Source organism: Bradyrhizobium paxllaeri (assembly GCF_001693515.2).
GTDB classification, from domain to species: Bacteria; Pseudomonadota; Alphaproteobacteria; order Rhizobiales; family Xanthobacteraceae; genus Bradyrhizobium; species Bradyrhizobium paxllaeri.
In genome coordinates, this window is sequence record NZ_CP042968.1 from 6475401 (window position 1) to 6493613 (window position 18213).

Here is an 18213-nt window from a genome sequence, read left to right on the forward strand (position 1 = left end):
GTTCGCAAGGAGTTTAAGATGATTTTCGAGACCCTTGGCCCGATCGATTACCACGAAAGCGGAACTGGCTCGACGATGGTGCTGGTACCGGGATCGTGCAGCACCGGCGCCGCGTGGCGGCCGGTGATGGCGCAGTGGCAGAACGAATTCCGCTGCGTGACGACCAGCCTGCTGGGGTATGGCGGCACCGCCGAACGCCGCACCGAAGGCCATGCGGATATCGCGCAGGAGAGCGAAATCATCGAGAGTGTGATCCGCCGCGCCGGCGGTCCGGTGCATCTCGTTGGACATTCGTTTGGCGGATTGGCTGCGCTTGCGGTGGCACTGCGGCAGCGCGTACCCCTGCTCAGCCTGACCATTGCCGAAGCGCCCGCCATGGAAATCCTGCGGGCGGCCGGCGAGATGCAGAACTATGAAGCTTTCCGAAACATGTCCGACGCTTATTCCGCTGCGTTCAAGCGCGGCGAAACCAATGCGATCGCGCGGATGATCGACTTCTATGGTGGCAATGGGACGTTCGCCGCATGGCCGCAGCGCGTCCGCGACTATGCGATTGAGACGACACGAGCGAATTTGCTGGATTGGGAATCGGCCTATGGCTTCCACCTGACGGCCGCCTTATTGGCAAGCATCGACGTGCCTACGCTGGTCGTTTGGGGAGAAGCCAGCCGTCCGGCCGTCGGCCGGGCGAATGATCTGCTTGGCCGCGGCATCCCGGGCGCCATCCGCGCCACGATTGCCGGCGCGGCTCACTTCATGATCGCGACGCATCCGAAGCCATTTGCTGACCTAGTCTCCCGCCACGTCGGGGAGTCCAGTCTCGAACTGGCCGCTGCCGCGCGCTAGTTCGCGCGCGGCAGCGTGGTTTTCGAGTTGCGCCTGCTAGACGTTACTACGTCCGCGGACCAATCCGACCACGGCCGAGATCAGGAACAGGATCACGGCGATGAAGAAGATGGCCTTGGCGATTTCGACGGAGACGCCGGCGATGCCGCCGAAGCCCAGAACACCCGCGATCAACGCGATGACCAGAAACGTTACGACCCAGCTCAGCATGATACGACCTCGATTGGCTGTTGCTCCCTCGACGGCGGCGAGTGACGCGTCGCGCATCGACTGTTGAAACAATCCGCCCCGGAAACGATGGTTCCGGCCGCAAAAAACCCCGAAATTTGACGATTTTTGCGGAACAAAATCGCCAACGAAGCACAAAATCGGGCGCGCAAAAGCGCCGGGATAAAACCTGTCAAAGCGGCCGGACAGGCCCTATATGACCCTCAATCCTTGCTATGAAGGCTCCCCTTTACCGCCTCACGGTGCCATCGTGGGGCCGAGACGATTCGACCATGACCGAGCCGAGCAAACTGCCGCATCGCGGCGTCCCCGAGCACCAGCCCGCGGCTGGCGGCATCGCCGCGCGTGCGCGGGCCGCGGCCGGTCCGCAATATCTCAACGGGCTCAATCCGGAACAGCGCGAAGCTGTCGAAACGCTCGATGGGCCGGTCCTGGTGCTGGCCGGCGCCGGCACCGGCAAGACCCGCGTGCTGACCACGCGCATCGCCCACATCCTGAGTCAGGGCCGCGCGCGGCCGCATGAAATCCTCTCCGTGACCTTCACCAACAAGGCCGCGCGCGAGATGAAGCTGCGGCTTGGCCAGATGCTCGGCCAGGCCGTCGAGGGCATGCCGTGGCTCGGCACCTTCCACTCGATCGGCGGACGCATCCAGCGCTTCCACGCCGAACTGGTGCAGCTCAAATCCAACTTCACCGTGCTTGATGTTGATGATCAAGTCCGCCTACTCAAGCAGTTGCTGCAGGCCGAGAACATCGACGACAAGCGCTGGCCCGCGCGCATGCTGGCCGGGCTGATCGACGGCTGGAAGAACCGCGGCCTGACGCCTTCGCAGGTGCCGGCAGGCGAAGCCGCGATGTTCGCCAACGGCAAGGGCGGCAAGCTCTACGCCACCTATCAGGAGCGGCTGAAGATTCTCAACGCCGCCGATTTCGGCGATCTCCTGCTGGAGAACATCCGGCTGTTCCGCGAAAACCCTGATGTGCTCAGGCAGTATCAGAGCCGCTTCAAATTCATTCTGGTCGACGAATATCAGGATACGAACGTTGCGCAATATCTGTGGCTGCGGCTGCTGTCGCAGGCGCCGGCGCGGCCGGGCGTGCCGCTGTCGGCGATCATTCCGGGACGTATCGATCCTCCCGTCATTCCGGGGCACGCCGAAGGCGTGAACTCCGATGTGCAATCGCACATCGAAGAATCTGGAGATAAAGAGGACTCACCTCCAGATTCCGGGTCTGCGCTTTCAGCGCATCCCGGAATGACGGGGGCTCCGGCTGCCGCTTCCGCCTCCCCACCCAAAAACATCTGCTGCGTCGGCGACGACGACCAGTCGATCTATGGCTGGCGCGGCGCGGAGGTCGACAACATCCTGCGCTTCGAGCACGATTTTCCGGGCGCAAAGGTCATCCGCCTCGAACGCAATTACCGCTCCACCGGCCATATCCTCGCCGCCGCCTCCCATCTGATCGCGCATAATGAAGGCCGGCTCGGCAAGACGCTGCGCACCGAGGATGTCGACGGCGAGAAGGTCACCGTCACCGGCTCCTGGGATTCGGAAGAGGAAGCCCGCGCCATCGGCGAGGAGATCGAGGAGCTGCAGCGCGCCGGCGACAATCTCAACGAGGTCGCGATCCTGGTGCGCGCCTCGTTCCAGATGCGCGAGTTCGAAGACCGCTTTGTCACCCTCGGCCTGCCCTATCGCGTGATCGGCGGTCCCCGGTTCTATGAGCGCGCCGAAATCCGCGACGCGCTGGCTTACCTGCGCGTGATCAATTCGCCCGCCGACGACCTCGCCTTCGAGCGCATCGTCAATGTCCCGAAGCGCGGGCTTGGCGACGCCACCGTGCAGTTGCTGCACGATCATGCGCGCAAGCGGCGCATGCCGCTGTTCGAAGCCGCGCGCGCCGTGGTCGAGACCGATGAATTGAAGCCGAAGGCGCGCGGGAGCTTGCGCGAGCTCATTCTGCAGTTCGACCGCTGGCGCGCCCAGCGCGAGGTGACCGCGCATACGGAGCTCGCGGAAATCGTGCTCGACGAGAGCGGCTATACCGAGATGTGGCAGAAGGACCGCTCGGCCGACGCCGCCGGCCGTCTGGACAATCTGAAAGAACTCGTGCGCTCGATGGAGGAGTTCGAGAACCTGCAGGGATTCCTCGAACACATCTCGCTGGTGATGGACCGCGACGGCGGCGCCGAGGAAGAAGCGGTGTCGCTGATGACGCTGCATTCGGCCAAGGGGCTTGAATTCGACAATGTGTTCCTGCCCGGCTGGGAAGAAGGTCTGTTTCCGAGCCAGCGCACGCTCGACGAACAGGGCCGCGCCGGTCTCGAAGAGGAACGCCGCCTCGCCCATGTCGGCCTGACCCGCGCGCGCCGCCGCGCCAAGCTCTATTTCGCCACCAACCGCCGCATCCACGGCACCTGGTCGACCACGATCCCCTCGCGCTTCCTCGACGAACTGCCGTCGGCCAACGTCGAGATCACGGAGTCCAAAGGCGGCTCCGGCTGGGGCGGCAGCGGCGGCTATGGCCCCTCGCGCTTCGACAATGTCGAATCCTTCGGCTCCAGCTACACCACGCCGGGCTGGCAGCGCGCGCAGGCCAACCGCAACCGCAGCCAGGGCGGCCGCGGCGGTCAGGCCCGAGGCGGTTTCGAGGAAAGCCAGTCATCATTTTCAGGTTCGCGCGGCGATGCCTCAGGTTCGCGCAGCGATACCTTCTCAGGCGGCTTCTCACGCAACAAGCGCGGCCCGATGGTGATCGAGGGCGAACTGGTCGCGAAATCCACCGGCACCGTCTCCGAATTTTCGCTCGACGACCGCGTCTTTCACGAGAAATTCGGCTACGGCCACGTGGTGAAGATCGACGGCAACAAGCTGACGATCGCGTTCGATAAGGCCGGCGAGAAGAAGGTGCTCGATAATTTCGTGAAGCGGGCGTAAGGGCTGCTCGTAAAGACCCTTGCGACCTAAGCCCCATTGGGGTACACTGGCCGAATGGCGAAGCGTCCCGTTTCGGTGATCGAATTTGCAGGATATCGCCGCCGTGCCAGCGAACTCTTGACTGCCGGACAGCGCGACGCCGTCATTGATTTGGTTGCTTACGAGCCGACATGCGGCGACATCATTCCGGGTTTAGGTGGATTGAGAAAAGTCCGTATTGGCCGTGACGGCATCGGTAAACGGGGCGGCACGCGCGTCGTCTATTATTTTTACAATGAGGATTTTCCAATTCTGCTGCTGGCGCCTTATGCGAAGAATGAAAAAGACGATCTGACGGTTGCTGAAAAGCGAGAATTTGCGACCTCTATGAGGGAGATCGTGAGACAATGGAAAAAAGATGACGCGCAAGAGCAGCCGGCTTGCCGACGACATTCGCGCGAGTCTGCGCGAGGCCCGCGATCATGCTTCGGGAAAGACGACAAAGGCCATTGTGCATCGTGTCAGTCCAAAGGAAACCGAGGCGCGCGAGGCGCGGCTGATGCTTGGTCTGTCACAGGACGAATTCGCAGCCCTAATTGGAACCGGTGTCGGAACTGTACGCAAGTGGGAGCTTGGTACACGCCGCCCTTCCGGCGCAGCCCGCACGCTTATCAGCGTCATCAAGAAAGAGCCCAAAGCTGTTCGGCGCGCCCTTGCGAAGACGAATGAGGTGGCTTGACGAACGCCAATGATCGGATCATCCCACGGCGTTACGCAGGCCTGATCAGTTGACTGCAAATTAGCTCCGCAGCGATTGCAGAGTTGGTTCCGCGTTCCTATCTCTCAATACTCCCCTCTCCTGCCAGGAACCGGCCGAAGTGCCGCTCTGGCTGCCCCCGCATTTTCCGAAACTGACCGCCATGCTCGCTTCGCCCCCCATCATATCCGTCTCCAATCTGTCAAAAACCTACGGCTCCGGCTTCAAGGCGCTGAACGGCATCAATCTCGATATCAGGCGCGGCGAGATCTTCGCGCTGCTTGGGCCGAACGGCGCCGGCAAGACCACGCTGATCAGCATCATCTGCGGCATCGCCAATCTGAGCGAAGGCCGCGTCAGTGTCGGCGGGCATGACATCAACAAGGATTATCGCGCCGCGCGATCGCTGATTGGCCTCGTGCCGCAGGAACTGCACACCGACTCCTTTGAAACCGTGTGGGCGACTGTGAGCTTCAGCCGCGGCCTGTTCGGCAAGCCGAAGAACCCGGCGCACATCGAAAAGGTGCTGAAAGACCTGTCGCTGTGGGACAAGAAGGATTCCAAGATCATCACGCTGTCCGGCGGCATGAAGCGCCGCGTGATGATCGCAAAGGCGCTGTCGCACGAGCCGCAGGTCCTGTTCCTGGACGAGCCGACCGCAGGCGTCGACGTCGAATTGCGCAAGGGCATGTGGGACGTGGTGCGCGGCTTGCAGGCCTCCGGCGTCACCATCATCCTGACGACGCACTACATCCAGGAAGCCGAGGAGATGGCTGACCGCATCGGCGTCATCAACAAGGGCGAGATCATCCTGGTCGAGGACAAGGCCGGGCTGATGCAGAAGCTCGGCAAGAAACATTTGAAGCTCTATCTGCAGGGCAAGGTCGATGCGATCCCTGCCTCGCTCGCCGCCTACAACCTCGAACTGTCGGATGACGGCCGCGCCGTGATCTACAACTACGACACCAAGGGCGAACGCACCGGGATTACCAGCCTTTTGAGCGACCTCCGCGACGCCGGCATCCGCATCTCCGATCTCGACACCACCCAGTCTTCGCTCGAAGACATCTTCGTCAGCCTGGTGAGGGCGCCATGAATTTCCGGGCGATCCAAGCAATCTATCTGTTCGAAATGGCGCGCACCTGGCGCACGCTGCTGCAGAGCATCGTCTCGCCGGTGGTTTCCACCTCGCTCTATTTCGTGGTGTTCGGCGCCGCGATCGGCTCGCGCATTACCGAGGTCGATGGCGTCAGCTACGGCACCTTCATCGTGCCCGGGCTGGTGATGCTGTCGGTCTTGACGCAGAGCATCGCCAACGCCTCGTTCGGAATCTACTTTCCGAAATTTGTCGGCACAATCTATGAAATATTGTCGGCGCCGGTGTCCTATGTCGAGATCGTGATCGGTTATGTCGGCGCGGCCGCGACCAAATCCATCATTCTCGGCCTGATCATTCTGGCGACCGCGGCGCTGTTTGTACCACTGCACATCCTGCATCCCTGGTGGATGCTGACCTTCCTGGTGCTGACGGCGGTGACCTTCAGCCTGTTCGGCTTCATCATCGGCATCTGGGCCGACGGTTTTGAAAAGCTGCAGATGATCCCGATGCTGATCGTGACGCCGCTGACCTTCCTCGGCGGCAGTTTCTACTCGGTGAACATGCTGCCCTCGGGCTGGCGCACGATCACGCTGCTCAATCCGGTGGTCTATCTGATCTCCGGCTTCCGCTGGAGCTTTTACGAAATCGCCGACGTCAGCGTGACCCTCAGTCTGGGCATGACGATCGGCTTCCTCGCCATCTGCATGACGCTGGTGTGGTGGATCTTCCGGACTGGATACCGGCTGAGGAATTGAGGACGTAGCCCACCCGCTCGCGAAAATGTCAGCACTTCGTGCCCCATTGCGCCGTCCTGCCGCCTTGCTTGCGCCGCCGGAGGCGTTAACGATTGTACCGCGGGCCACTGGAACCAGTGCCGGTTTCCGGGCATATTCAATGCTTGGAGGGACGGAGAGCCGGCGTTTTTAGTACAGGGGCCCGGAGGCCAAAGGTAAAATGCGTTCCTTCCTCATTGCCGTCACCGCCCTGACGCTGTTTGCCTCGGGCGCCGTCCAGGCCAAGGTCGCTATCACCGTCGATAAGGACAACCAGCAGATGACCGTCGCCGTCGACGGCGTCGAGCGGTACCGCTGGCCGGTGTCGTCAGGTCTTCCTTCGTATGAGACGCCGAACGGCAGCTTTCGCGCCTTCCGCATGGAGGAGGATCACTACTCCAAGGAATTCGACGAAGCGCCGATGCCGCACTCGATCTTCTTCACCAAGATCGGCCACGCCATCCACGGCACCGATTCCGTCAACCGCCTCGGCTCGCCCGCCTCGCATGGCTGCGTGCGACTTTCGCGCGAGAACGCCGCAAGACTCTTTGCGCTGGTCAAGGAGCAAGGCGTGCTCAACACCACGGTGACGCTGTCGGGGTCGTCCCAGGTGGCGCTGGCGCGCAATCCGCGGCCGCGCGGCAATACGGCGGTCGCCCGCCGCGCGCCGCTGCCGCAATATGAACAGCAATACGACTCCGCCGCCGGCGATCCCGTCGTGATCACGCCGCAGCAGCAGCGGGTGGCCCCGCAGGCGCGGGCCGACGATGGCTATATCTATCCCGCCGATGGTTCTTCGACCGAAGCGCGCTATCCCGCGCCGCCGAGCCGCCGTGTCTACGACACCCAAGCTTATCAGCAGCAGCAGCCGCAGTATTACGACAACCGCGGCTATGCGCCGGCGCCGCAGGGCTACTACTATCAACCGCGGCAACAGTACTATCAGCCGCGCGGGCTGTTCAGTTATCAGAACTAGCCGGATCAACTCGCAATCGTCAGACGATTCGCGGCCGCGATCCTAACCGTCCGCCGCGCTCGCCAGTTCGCGGCTGCGTTGCGCCGTCAACCGCGACTGCTGCCAGGCGTCGTGCGCCATCATGCCGGCGGCCATCGCGACGACGAAGACGATAATCCCGGGCGACAGTGTCGCGAGGCTTTCCAAAGCCGGGCCCGGGCATAGTCCGACAAGGCCCCAACCTACCCCGAACATCGCGGCGCCCGTCACCAGCGGCAGATCGATCCCCGATTTGCCCGGCCGAAAATATTGCCCGCCAAACCACGGCCGCGCACTGCGATCAGCGAGCATGAATCCCGGCACGGACACGGCAAGCGCCGCAACCATCACCACGAGCAGGCTCGGATCCCACGCGCCAAAGATATCAAGGAAACCGAGCACCTTGGTTGGCTGCACCATGCCCGATATCAGGAGACCCGCACCGAATACGAGGCCGCACAACAGGGGAGCAATGATCCACATGGTTCAGCCTCCCAACACATGACGTGTGACGGCGACGGTGACGATCGCCACCACCATGAAGATGGCCGTGGCGGCAACCGAGCGCGGCGACAGCCGCGCTACGCCGCAGATGCCGTGACCGGACGTGCAGCCGCCGCCGAGCCGCGTACCGAAGCCGACCAAAAGCCCCGCCGCGACAATGACAGCCCAGTTGGCCGGCAGCGCGGGCGTTGCCATGCCGTGGCCGATCCATCCGGCGATGACAGGCGCGAGCATAAGTCCGGCGAGAAAAGCGATGCGCCAGCCCTTGTCTTCGCCGCGCAAGTTCAACAGACCGCTGAAGATGCCGCTGATGCCGGCGATCCGCCCGGTCGATAACATCAGCAACACCGCGGAAAGTCCGATCAGCGCGCCGCCGATTGCGGCCGATACCGGAGTGAAATTGGCCATCGTCGCTCCATCGGTTCAGGGCACGCCCTGATCATAGGCGCGCCCCGCCCGGCTGCAAGGCGGCTATTCCTCGCCCTTTCGGAGCCGCCGCCACACCGCACCCAGCACGTTGGAATAATCGTCGGTCCAGACCCGCTGGTCGTCCTCGGCTTCGGTCAGCGCCCATTGGTCCGACGACGCCAGCTTGCCGACATCGACTTCTTCCCGCGCCGAAACCACGACCGAGGTCGAGAAGATGTATTCGCTGTCGCGGTTGGTATCCTCGCTATAGACCCAGCTTTTCAGATCGTTGGCATCGGCGATGCCGACGACGACGCTCGACAATTCCAGATGCCGGTTGGAGACGTGCATCACCACCGCGCCCTGCGGCGCCAGCTTGGACTTGTAGATCTCCATCGCCTCTTCGGTCGCCAGATGGATCGGGATCGCATCCGACGAATAGGCGTCGACGATGATCAGATCGTAGACACCGTTCGGCTCGCGCGCGAAGGTCAGCCGCGCATCGCCGATCACGGGCTCGAGATTCGGCTCGCAGACCTGGATGTAGGTGAAATATTTCGGGTCGCGCGCGGTATCGACCATGGTCTGGTCGATCTCGAAGAACTTCCATTCCTCGCCGGGCTCGGACGCGCAGACCAGCGTGCCGGAGCCGAGCCCGATCACCGCCACCCGCAGCGGCGCGCCCTTGCGCTCGCGGATCGCGGTGATCGCCTGACCGATGCCGCCGTCCTTGTGGTAATAGGTGATCGGCTCCGGCTGGCCGGTGACCGGCGTGCCGTCGTCGTTCTTGAATTTCTCGGCGCCGTGAATCGTGGTGCCGTGCATCAGCACGTGATACTGGCCGTTCGGCGTCACCACGATCTTGTGGACGCCGAAGAAGCTGCGCACAGTTTCCACCCGCCCCTCGTCGGAGGGGTAGGCGCGCAGCAGCACCAGCGCCACCACGACGGTTGCGAAGATCTTCCAGCGGTCGGCATTCAGTCCAAGCGCCAACAGCGCCGAGAGCACGCCAACCGCGCCGATCACCCAGACCCTGTTGGTGTCGAGCCAATTGAACACGTTCCCGGTGGAATAGGTCGGTGCGATCAATGCCACCGCCAGCACCGCGAGGAACGGCCAGTACCATCGGCTCCAGCGCGGCAGGCGCTCGTTGCCGGCTGGGCGACACAGCGCCGCAAGCGCGAGCAGGATCGGATACTCGGCGACCCAAGAGAAGGTAAACGGCGCGATCAGGCCGGCAAAGAGCCCGCCGACCATGCCGCCGAACGACAGCGCGACATAGAAGCCGGTGAGATATTTCGCAGCCGGGCGCGTGCGCGCCAGTTCGCCATGGCAAGCCATCGCAATGACGAAGAAGCAGAGCTGATGCCCGCCGAGCGTCAGCAGCAGATTCTGCTCGCCGCCGACCGCGAGCAGCACCACGGTGCCGGCGATCGCCAGCGGCTGCGCCAGCAGCATCCACTTGTGCGGCAACAGCGGCCGCGACTGGAACACCAGCACCCAGGTCAAGAGATAGAGCGATAGCGGCAGCACCCACAGTAGCGGCGCAGCGGCGACGTCGGTGGAAATATGCGCGGTCACCGCGATCAACAGGCCCGACGGTACGGCAGCGAGGAAGATCCAGCGGGCGCGCAGAATCCATGACGGCGCCGGTGCGTCGCTGTCGTCGGCCGGCATATTCAGTTCCGCCGCCTTAGCCGGCGAGCGCAGCAGCAACACGCCGCAGGTTGCGATCAGCAGGATCAAGAGGCCATAGCCGCCGGACCAGATCAGGTTCTGCGTGCGCAGCGTGAACATCGGCTCCAGCAGCACCGGATAGGACAACAGCGCCAGAAAACTGCCGATATTCGACGAAGCATAGAGAAAGTAAGGATCCGGACCGTTGGGGTGCCCGGTGCGGACGAACCAGGCCTGCAGCAGCGGATTGTTGGCGGCGAGCGCAAAGAACGGCAACCCGATCGAGACGGCGAACAGGCCGAGCAGCCAGACCGCATAGCCTGATGTCGGCGGATCGCCCCACCCGCTCGCGATCGACAGCGGCAGCGTCAGCATCGCAACGGCGAGCAGCACCAGATGAACCACCACCGGCATCGTGCGGTTGCGGAGTTGCATCAGGAAATGCGCATAGGCATAGCCGCCGAGCAGCAGCGACTGGAAGAACACCATCGCCACCGACCACACCGCCGGCGAGCCGCCGAGCCGCGGCAGCACCATCTTGGTGAACAGGGGCTGCACCGAAAACAGCAGCAGCGCGCTGACGAAGATCGCGGCGGTATAGACGACCAGCACCAGCCGGTTTCGCGAGGCAGACGGCTCAAAAGTCATGAAAGCTCCGGCTTGAACCCGGCAGGAGCCGGCGGGATTCCGGCGGATTTATGCCAGAGAGGCGGATTGGAACATATGGCGACATGACGGGCAATGCGGGATAAGGAGGGTCGTTCCGGGACGATGCGAAGCATCGACCCCAGAATGACGAATCGCTCTAATCAAACCTTCTTGAAGCGGACATGAACGAAACCGAAATCGTCATTATCGGTGCAGGGCATAACGGCCTCACCTGCGCGGCCTATCTGGCGATGGCTGGCCTGCGCGTGAAAGTTGTCGAGCGCCGCAAGGTTGTCGGCGGCGCCGCGGTGACGGAAGAATTCCATCCCGGTTTCCGTAATTCGGTGGCCGCCTATACGGTCAGCCTGCTTAACCCGCAGATCATCGCCGACCTGAAACTTGCCGAACACGGCCTGCGCATCGTCGAGCGCCGCGTGCAGAACTTCCTGCCCGCGCCCGACGGCAGCTATCTGCTCACCGGCGAAGGCCGCACGCAGGCCTCGGTCGAGAGACTCAGCAAGCACGATGCGGCGCGTATCGATGCCTTCTCGCGCGAACTGGAGGCCATCGCCGACGTGTTGCGGCAATTCGTGCTGCGCGCGCCGCCGAACCTCGTCGAGGGGTTCGGCATCAGCGCGGTCCGCGAAGCCTTCAATGCGATGGGCACCGCCGGCATCCTGCGCAAACTCACGCTCGAACAGCAGCGCAGCCTGCTCGATCTGTTTACGCGCTCGGCCGGCGAAATGCTGGACGAGCGTTTCGAGAACGACCTGGTGAAGGCGCTATTCGGATTCGACGCCATCGTCGGCAACTACGCCAGCCCCTACGCCGCCGGCTCGGCTTACGTGATGCTGCACCACGCGTTCGGCGAGGTGAACGGCAAGAAGGGCGTGTGGGGCCACGCGATCGGCGGCATGGGCGCGATCACGCAGGCGATGGCGCGCGCGGCGCGCGGGGCCGGCGCGGAGATCGAAACCGAGGCCGGCGTGCGCGAAGTGATCGTCGAGAGTGGCCGCGCCGCGGGCGTCATCCTCGACAATGGCGAGACCATTCGCGCGAAATATGTCGTCTCCGGCGTCAATCCGAAATTGCTGTATACCCGACTGGTGCCAGCAGGCGCGCTGGCGCCGGAATTCCTCGAGCGCATCGGGCACTGGCGCAACGCATCAGGCACGTTCCGGATGAATGTCGCGCTCAATGCCCTGCCCTCGTTCAGCGCCCTGCCCGGCGCCGGCGATCATCTCACCGCCGGCATCATCCTCGCGCCGAGCCTCGGCTACATGGATCGCGCCTGGCTCGACGCGCGCAGCCATGGCTGGAGCCGCGAGCCTGTCGTGGAAGTGCTGATCCCCTCGACGCTCGACTCGTCGCTCGCGCCTGATGGACAGCATGTCGCGAGCCTGTTCTGCCAACATGTCGCGCCGGAACTGCCGGACGGGAAATCATGGGACGATCATCGCGAGGAAGTCGCCGACCTCATGATCGCTACCGTGGATAAATTCGCACCGGGTTTCGCAGCCAGCGTCATCGGCCGCCAGGTGCTGTCACCGCTGGATCTGGAACGGCAGTTTGGCCTGCTCGGCGGCGACATCTTTCACGGGGCGCTCACGCTCAACCAATTGTTCTCGGCGCGGCCGATGCTGGGCCATGCCGATTATCGCGGGCCGCTGAAGGGGCTCTACCATTGCGGCTCGGGCGCGCATCCCGGCGGCGGCGTCACCGGCGCTCCCGGCCACAACGCCGCGAAGGTGATCCTGGGCGATCACCGCGGGCTGTTCGGATAGCTGACAAACGCGCGGCGTGGTGAACGAAATCTTAACCCACGACGGCGGCTTGTCTTCCGCCCGCAAACTGAAGCGCGCGGATGTGGAACAAGCTGTGGACGACCGGTGGGAAACTGACGGGAAAACCTGTGGATCGGTTGTCGAAAACCCGCCCTGGCGGCGGTGGAAGGCCTCGGTATGGCTACAGGGATAACTGGATCAGCAAGGCCCTGCTCGACTGTGGACAAGCGGTGGAAATGACCGGCAGCGCCGGCCCCAAAAATAACGGGACCAGGCGCTCGACCGCGCCCGGTCCCGAAACGCCCCCGAAACTGGCAATTACTTCAGCGAGGAGCTGATGGTATCGAAGTTCGTGCTCAGCTTGGTGCCGAGACCGTTCACGGCGGTGATGATCGCAATCGCGATACCAGCTGCGATCAGGCCATACTCGATGGCCGTGGCGCCCGACTCGTCCTTGAGGAATGACTTAATGATCGACATTGGTTGGTTCCGACCCTGGGTTGATGTTTGTGGAACCGGGGTTCCCCCTGCAGTTCCTGCCCGGGAACCTACGGAGATGAATCTAAGGCTGCTCTAACGTCGGACCCGCAACTTTTCCGAGTATTGCAGCGTGATATTTGCTCAAATTTGAACGAAACACTCCGCCCCAATCACGCCCCTCTTCATTTTCCTAGGTTCTTCAATGACTTACTTATCCGCTACACACCGCGTCAATTTTGCCGTCGGTGAGGAGCACGCAGCCAAGGATGTCGTCGATGTCCTGACCGAAGTTTTTTTTGAAGGCCAGGCTGCGATTGCCGCGTTCGAACGGCCGGATGGGCGATGGGACGTCACGGTGCATTTTGCGGAAGCACCCGACCAGGCGCTGACGCGCGAACTCGTGGCCACTGCCGCCGGCGCTGACATCGCCGCGGGCATCGTCTTCGATACGGTCGAGGCCAAGGACTGGGTCAAGGCCAGCCTCGAAGATCTCGTTCCCGTCCCCGCCGGGCGATTCGTCGTCCACGGCCAGCATGACCGCGAGCGGGTCGCACCCAACAAGCTCGGCATCGAGATCGAGGCGGCGCTGGCGTTCGGCACCGGCCACCACGGCACCACGCGCGGCTGCCTGCTGCTGCTCGATCATGTCCTGAAAGCCTGGCGCCCGCGCCGCGTGCTCGATCTCGGCACCGGCACTGGCGTGCTGGCGATCGCGGCAGCCAAGGCGCTGCATGAAAAGATCCTGGCCAGCGATATCGACCCGCCCTCGGTGCAGGTCGCGCGCGACAATGCGCGGCTGAACGTAGCGGGACATTTGGTGCGGGCGGTCCGCGCCACCGGCTTCTCAGCGCCGCAGTTTGCACAGGCCGCGCCGTTCGATCTGGTGCTGGCGAACATTCTCGCCAATCCGTTGCGGCAACTGGCGGGGCCGATGGCGCGGCATCTGGCACCGTCGGCTTTGGTCATCCTCTCGGGGCTGCTGACGCCTCAAGCGCCTGCCGTCGTCGCCGCCTATCGCGCCCGCGGACTGGTGCCGGTCCGCCACCTGCGCATCGAAGGCTGGAGCAGCCTGCTGCTGCGGAAGGTGAACTGAAATTCTATTCGGACGGTCTGTTCCGATTGCGGGCGATGACGCCCTTCTCTTCCTGCAACGACCGCTTGACGCGCTTCTCCGCGAACCGGTCGAGGATCTGAACGATGACGCCGCGCTGTTTCTTGTTGGCGACCGGCGGGACCGGACTGCGATCGACCGGCGGTGGCGTAATCTTCTCAAACATGAAAGCAGGCATGGTGTATCCCCTCTTCGTTGAGTTGAAACACTCCTTGAGCCTCCCGGTATCTTGAGCCGAACGGCTTGGGGCGCAAAACCATTCGTCCGACTAACGCGGACGGATATAATGAAGCACGGAATATGCCAAATTGTGGCCAACTCCGCCCGATTGCGCACCCCTCGGCCCAACCCTAAAGTGACCCGGCGATGTTCGAAGCCCATTTCCAGACATTCGAAGAACCCGAAGGCGGTGTAGCGCTTGCCGCGCGGCTCGGCAGCTTTCGCGAGGAACTGGCACGGCGGAAGCTGACCGGATTCGTGATTCCGCGGGCCGATCAGCAGCAAAACGAGTATGTCGCGGCTTCCGAAGAGCGACTGGCCTGGCTCACCGGCTTCACCGGTTCGGCCGGCCTGGCGATCGTCCTGACGCGCGAGGCCGCCGTTTTCGTCGATGGCCGCTACACGCTGCAGGCCGCCAAGCAGGTCGACCGCAAGGCCTGGCATATCGAGCCGCTGGCCGATCCGCCGCCGGAACACTGGCTGTCCCGGCACCTTGCGGCCGGCGATCGCCTCGGTTTTGACCCGTGGCTGCACACTTCGGCGGCAGCCGAGCGGCTGGCCGCCGCCTGCGCCAAGGCGGGCGCGGAACTGATCGCGGTCGAGAGCAACCCGCTGGACCAGATCTGGACCGAGCGCCCGGCCCCGCCGCGCGGCCCCGTCGCCATTCATGGCGTGCAGTTTTCCGGCGAGATCGAGGCCGAAAAACTCAAGCGCATCCGACTTGAGATCAACAAGCTCGGCGTCGATGCGCTGGTGCTGTCCGATAGCCACGCGGTGGCCTGGACCTTCAACATCCGCGGCGCCGACGTCTCGCACACGCCGCTGCCCCTGTCCTACGCGCTGGTGCCAAAGGACGGCCGCCCCACCGTGTTCATCGATCACCGCAAGCTTTCCAACCTGACGCGCGACCATCTCGAACAGTCCGCTGATGTCAGCGAACCCGACGCGATGGTGCCTATGCTGACCGAACTCGCGCGCGGCGGCACCGCAATCGCGCTCGACAGCGCCACCGCAGCCGACGCGTTGAGCCGCCTGATCGCGGCCGCCGGGGGCAAACCGGTGCGCGGCAGCGATCCGGTGAGCCTGTTGAAGGCGGTGAAGAACATCACCGAGATCGAGGGCACGCGGACCGCGCACCAGCGCGACGCGGTGGCACTGACACGCTTCCTCGCCTGGATCGACCGCGAGGCGCCCTCGGGCGCGCTGACCGAGATCGACACCGTCGAGGCGCTGGAAACGTTCCGCCGCCAAACCTGTGCGCTGAAGGATGTGTCGTTTCCGACCATCGCCGGTACCGGGCCGAACGGCGCCATCGTGCATTACCGCGTCACCCGCAAGAGCAACCGGCGCATCGTGCCCGGCGACCTCCTGCTGATCGATTCCGGCGCGCAGTATGAAGACGGCACCACGGACGTCACCCGCACCATTGCGATCGGCAAGCCCGCCGACGAAATGCGTGATCGCTTCACCCGCGTACTGCGCGGCCACATCGCAATTGCGCGCGCGGTGTTTCCCGACGGCACCACTGGCGCGCAGCTCGACAGCTTTGCGCGGCAATTTCTGTGGCAGGCCGGCCTCGATTTCGAGCACGGCACCGGCCACGGCGTCGGCAGCTATCTCTCGGTGCATGAAGGCCCGGCGCGCATCTCGAAACTCGGCACCACGCCGCTGAAGCGCGGCATGATCCTCTCCAACGAGCCCGGCTATTACAAGACCGACGCCTATGGCATCCGGATCGAGAACCTCGAACTCGTCGTCGGCACCGACGTCCCCGGCGCCGAGAAGCCGGTGAACGCCTTCGAGACGCTGACGCTGGCGCCAATCGACCGCCGCCTGATCGACGTCAACATGCTGAGCGCGACGGAACTGAAGTGGCTCAACGACTACCACGAGCGCGTCAACCGCGCGGTGCGCCCCCATCTCGACGACAACGCCACCAAGCTGTGGCTGGATGAAGCGACGGCGGCGTTGCTGCCACTTTGAGCAGCGGTTGCCTGGCTCACAACCGTCGTCCCCCGCGAAGGCGGGGGACCCAGTACGCCGCGGCCTATCGATTAAATCGCTAACGTCTCGGAATACTGGATCACCCGCCTTCGCGGGTGACGACAGCGGAATTTGTTCGCGCGATGCATCCCCCGCCCGCCTCCCGAAATCGGCATGGCCGCATGCCGAAACGTCCCTATTCCCGCTGAGCCATCTGGGTAAAAGTCAGCTCAACCAAAACAGGATCTGAGCTGAATGCACGGCGTCGTGGGCAAGCCGCCCGGCGCGGCGGCGAATGCCGTTGCGACCTCGAAAATCATGCTGCTGATGCTGGTCGCGATGACCGGCGTCGCGCCGATCTCGCTGTACATGCTGGTGCCGGCGCTGCCCGTGCTGGCGACCACGTTCGGCGGCGACATCTCCGTCGCGCAGATGACGGTGTCGCTCTACATGGTCGGCATCGCCTGCTCGCAGCTCATCATGGGGCCGCTGTCGGACAAGTTCGGCCGCCGTCCGGTGCTGCTCGCGGGCCTCGCCCTGATGGTGGTAGCCAGCATCGGCTGCTCGCTGGCGCAGACGCTGCCGCAACTGATCGCCGCGCGCTTCCTGCAGGCGCTGGGCGGCGCCACTGGCATGGTGGTGAGCCGCGCCATCATCCGCGACCTTTACAGCCGCGACCGCATCAGCTCCATGATCAGCCTCGTCATCGCCGTCATGATGATGGCGCAGATGCTGAGCGCACTGGTCGGCGGCCTGCTCGAGACCGCGTTCGGCTGGCGCGCCATCTTCTATTTCATCACGGTGGCGTCGCTCAGCGTCGCGGTGCTGATCGCCCTCGCACTACCCGAGACGCGCCGCGTCCGCAGCCAGAGCAGCAGTTTTCGCGGCGACATCGGCAGCCTCATTCGCAACCGCGCCTTCATCGGCTATGTGCTGTGCCAGGTGCTGGCATCGCAGATTATTTTCGTGTTCGCCGGCGGCGGACCCTACATCGTGGTGACGCAGATGGGCCGCACCACCGCCGAATACGGCGCCTGGTTTGCGGCGACAGGATTCGCCTATCTGATCGGCAATGTGTTCTGCGTCCGCTTCGCGCCGCGTCAGTCGCTGGAGCGGCTGATCTGGTTCGGGCTGGCGCTGCAGTTCGCCGGCGCCCTCTTGAACCTCGTCTTCAGCATCACCGGCACCAATCAGGCGCCGGTCTGGCTGTTCGGCACCCAGATGATCGTGATGGTCGCCAACGCCTTCGTGATGAACAACGCCGCCGGCGCCATCAGCGTCCGCCCCGAAGCCGCCGGCACCGCCTCCGGCGCGATGGGCTTTCTGCAGCAGGGCATCGGCGCGCTGGTCTCGCAATTCGGCGCCTATCTCGGCGGCCACTCCACCACCACGCTGCCGCTGACGGCGGCGGTCTTCGCGCTCTCGATCGCGTGCGCGTCGGCGATGTTCTTCCTGGTGCCGCGGCGAACGGTTGTGGTCAGCGAGGAATTGATCGAGAAGGCGGAGGAAGAAGACAAGGGGATGTTGTAGGGGCACGAAATTGCCGGCATCGTCATTGCGAGCGCAGCGAAGCAATCCATAGCGCCGCATGGAGATAGATGGATTGCTTCCGCCTTCGCTCTTCGAGCTACGGCGGACAAGTCGTCGCTTGGCTCCTCGCAATGACGAACTTGTAGCCCGAATGACGTAATTGCCAGCCGGATAAATCAATCCATTACTTTCTTACGCCGCAATGGACTGGCATGCTCGCAGTGATGGCTGGGGGCAGTCTGCCCACGACGAGC

General features: G+C 63.7%; 16 protein-coding genes. 10 read left to right on the forward strand and 6 right to left on the reverse strand.

What is annotated here, in order from left to right; translation table 11 throughout:
- The first annotated feature begins 18 nt into the window (after window positions 1-18).
- On the forward strand, window positions 19-846 hold the full coding sequence (locus LMTR21_RS30870) for an alpha/beta fold hydrolase (RefSeq protein ID WP_065752681.1): 828 nt from the start codon (window positions 19-21) through the stop codon (window positions 844-846).
- Between the two features lie 36 nt (window positions 847-882).
- On the opposite strand, the gene LMTR21_RS30875 is transcribed toward LMTR21_RS30870, so the two are convergent.
- Entirely contained in the window at window positions 883-1056 is a 174-nt protein-coding gene (locus tag LMTR21_RS30875; protein WP_065752682.1) for a DUF1328 domain-containing protein, read from the reverse strand.
- A gap of 290 nt (window positions 1057-1346) precedes the next feature.
- Here LMTR21_RS30875 and LMTR21_RS30880 point away from each other — a divergent pair, with 290 nt between their 5' ends.
- The 5 genes from LMTR21_RS30880 to LMTR21_RS30905 all read left to right on the forward strand — a co-directional run bounded on the left by LMTR21_RS30880 (window position 1347) and on the right by LMTR21_RS30905 (window position 7597).
- Complete coding sequence (locus tag LMTR21_RS30880) at window positions 1347-4013, forward strand: ATP-dependent helicase (protein ID WP_065752683.1); 2667 nt, start codon at window positions 1347-1349, stop codon at window positions 4011-4013.
- Window positions 4014-4410: 397 nt separating this feature from the next.
- Window positions 4411-4731: a helix-turn-helix domain-containing protein gene (locus tag LMTR21_RS30890; RefSeq protein WP_065752685.1), complete on the forward strand. Its 321-nt coding sequence runs from the start codon at window positions 4411-4413 to the stop codon at window positions 4729-4731.
- A gap of 181 nt (window positions 4732-4912) precedes the next feature.
- Window positions 4913-5845, forward strand: coding sequence for an ABC transporter ATP-binding protein (locus LMTR21_RS30895; protein WP_065752743.1), 933 nt, complete (start codon window positions 4913-4915; stop codon window positions 5843-5845).
- The gene (locus tag LMTR21_RS30900; protein WP_065752686.1) at window positions 5842-6603 is read left to right on the forward strand and encodes an ABC transporter permease; all 762 of its coding nucleotides are present in this window, start codon (window positions 5842-5844) and stop codon (window positions 6601-6603) included. Before LMTR21_RS30895 ends, LMTR21_RS30900 begins: the two co-directional genes overlap by 4 nt.
- A 199-nt stretch (window positions 6604-6802) precedes the next feature.
- The gene (locus LMTR21_RS30905; RefSeq protein ID WP_065752687.1) at window positions 6803-7597 is read left to right on the forward strand and encodes a L,D-transpeptidase family protein; all 795 of its coding nucleotides are present in this window, start codon (window positions 6803-6805) and stop codon (window positions 7595-7597) included.
- A 42-nt stretch (window positions 7598-7639) separates the two neighbouring features.
- Here the strand turns inward: LMTR21_RS30905 and LMTR21_RS30910 are convergent, their stop codons facing one another.
- The 3 genes from LMTR21_RS30910 to LMTR21_RS30920 form a co-directional block, all read right to left on the reverse strand.
- Entirely contained in the window at window positions 7640-8098 is a 459-nt protein-coding gene (locus LMTR21_RS30910; protein WP_065752688.1) for a DUF6691 family protein, read from the reverse strand.
- Between the two features lie 3 nt (window positions 8099-8101).
- Entirely contained in the window at window positions 8102-8527 is a 426-nt protein-coding gene (locus tag LMTR21_RS30915; protein ID WP_065752689.1) for a YeeE/YedE family protein, read from the reverse strand.
- Window positions 8528-8590: 63 nt separating this feature from the next.
- Window positions 8591-10852 carry a fused MFS/spermidine synthase gene (locus LMTR21_RS30920; RefSeq protein WP_065752690.1) on the reverse strand — a complete coding sequence of 754 codons (2262 nt, stop codon included), beginning with the start codon at window positions 10850-10852 and terminating at the stop codon, window positions 8591-8593.
- Window positions 10853-11034: 182 nt separating this feature from the next.
- Here LMTR21_RS30920 and LMTR21_RS30925 point away from each other — a divergent pair, with 182 nt between their 5' ends.
- Window positions 11035-12636 (forward strand): phytoene desaturase family protein, encoded by a 1602-nt coding sequence (locus tag LMTR21_RS30925; RefSeq protein WP_065752691.1) that lies wholly within the window; start codon window positions 11035-11037, stop codon window positions 12634-12636.
- A gap of 318 nt (window positions 12637-12954) precedes the next feature.
- Here LMTR21_RS30925 and LMTR21_RS30930 read toward each other — a convergent pair whose 3' ends face one another.
- Window positions 12955-13116, reverse strand: a complete 162-nt coding sequence (locus LMTR21_RS30930; RefSeq protein WP_065752692.1) for a Flp family type IVb pilin — start codon at window positions 13114-13116, stop codon at window positions 12955-12957.
- Window positions 13117-13318: 202 nt separating this feature from the next.
- On the opposite strand from LMTR21_RS30930, the gene LMTR21_RS30935 reads away from it, so the two are divergent.
- Entirely contained in the window at window positions 13319-14209 is an 891-nt protein-coding gene (locus tag LMTR21_RS30935; protein WP_065752693.1) for a 50S ribosomal protein L11 methyltransferase, read from the forward strand.
- Between the two features lie 4 nt (window positions 14210-14213).
- Here LMTR21_RS30935 and LMTR21_RS30940 read toward each other — a convergent pair whose 3' ends face one another.
- On the reverse strand, window positions 14214-14405 hold the full coding sequence (locus LMTR21_RS30940; RefSeq protein ID WP_065752694.1) for a hypothetical protein: 192 nt from the start codon (window positions 14403-14405) through the stop codon (window positions 14214-14216).
- A gap of 188 nt (window positions 14406-14593) precedes the next feature.
- Here LMTR21_RS30940 and LMTR21_RS30945 point away from each other — a divergent pair, with 188 nt between their 5' ends.
- On the forward strand, window positions 14594-16429 hold the full coding sequence (locus LMTR21_RS30945) for an aminopeptidase P family protein (RefSeq protein WP_065752695.1): 1836 nt from the start codon (window positions 14594-14596) through the stop codon (window positions 16427-16429).
- A gap of 255 nt (window positions 16430-16684) precedes the next feature.
- Entirely contained in the window at window positions 16685-17959 is a 1275-nt protein-coding gene (locus LMTR21_RS30955; protein WP_065752696.1) for a multidrug effflux MFS transporter, read from the forward strand.
- Window positions 17960-18213: the final 254 nt, after the last annotated feature.

What these genes read in the sequence shown, in the direction of transcription:
- LMTR21_RS30870 (WP_065752681.1), top strand. Translation starts at nt 19, where the DNA reads ATGATTTTCGAGACCCTTGGCCCGATCGATTACCACGAAAGCGGAACT.
- LMTR21_RS30875 (WP_065752682.1), bottom strand. Translation starts at nt 1,056, where the DNA reads ATGCTGAGCTGGGTCGTAACGTTTCTGGTCATCGCGTTGATCGCGGGT.
- LMTR21_RS30880 (WP_065752683.1), top strand. Translation starts at nt 1,347, where the DNA reads ATGACCGAGCCGAGCAAACTGCCGCATCGCGGCGTCCCCGAGCACCAG.
- LMTR21_RS30890 (WP_065752685.1), top strand. Translation starts at nt 4,411, where the DNA reads ATGACGCGCAAGAGCAGCCGGCTTGCCGACGACATTCGCGCGAGTCTG.
- LMTR21_RS30895 (WP_065752743.1), top strand. Translation starts at nt 4,913, where the DNA reads ATGCTCGCTTCGCCCCCCATCATATCCGTCTCCAATCTGTCAAAAACC.
- LMTR21_RS30900 (WP_065752686.1), top strand. Translation starts at nt 5,842, where the DNA reads ATGAATTTCCGGGCGATCCAAGCAATCTATCTGTTCGAAATGGCGCGC.
- LMTR21_RS30905 (WP_065752687.1), top strand. Translation starts at nt 6,803, where the DNA reads ATGCGTTCCTTCCTCATTGCCGTCACCGCCCTGACGCTGTTTGCCTCG.
- LMTR21_RS30910 (WP_065752688.1), bottom strand. Translation starts at nt 8,098, where the DNA reads ATGTGGATCATTGCTCCCCTGTTGTGCGGCCTCGTATTCGGTGCGGGT.
- LMTR21_RS30915 (WP_065752689.1), bottom strand. Translation starts at nt 8,527, where the DNA reads ATGGCCAATTTCACTCCGGTATCGGCCGCAATCGGCGGCGCGCTGATC.
- LMTR21_RS30920 (WP_065752690.1), bottom strand. Translation starts at nt 10,852, where the DNA reads ATGACTTTTGAGCCGTCTGCCTCGCGAAACCGGCTGGTGCTGGTCGTC.
- LMTR21_RS30925 (WP_065752691.1), top strand. Translation starts at nt 11,035, where the DNA reads ATGAACGAAACCGAAATCGTCATTATCGGTGCAGGGCATAACGGCCTC.
- LMTR21_RS30930 (WP_065752692.1), bottom strand. Translation starts at nt 13,116, where the DNA reads ATGTCGATCATTAAGTCATTCCTCAAGGACGAGTCGGGCGCCACGGCC.
- LMTR21_RS30935 (WP_065752693.1), top strand. Translation starts at nt 13,319, where the DNA reads ATGACTTACTTATCCGCTACACACCGCGTCAATTTTGCCGTCGGTGAG.
- LMTR21_RS30940 (WP_065752694.1), bottom strand. Translation starts at nt 14,405, where the DNA reads ATGCCTGCTTTCATGTTTGAGAAGATTACGCCACCGCCGGTCGATCGC.
- LMTR21_RS30945 (WP_065752695.1), top strand. Translation starts at nt 14,594, where the DNA reads ATGTTCGAAGCCCATTTCCAGACATTCGAAGAACCCGAAGGCGGTGTA.
- LMTR21_RS30955 (WP_065752696.1), top strand. Translation starts at nt 16,685, where the DNA reads ATGCACGGCGTCGTGGGCAAGCCGCCCGGCGCGGCGGCGAATGCCGTT.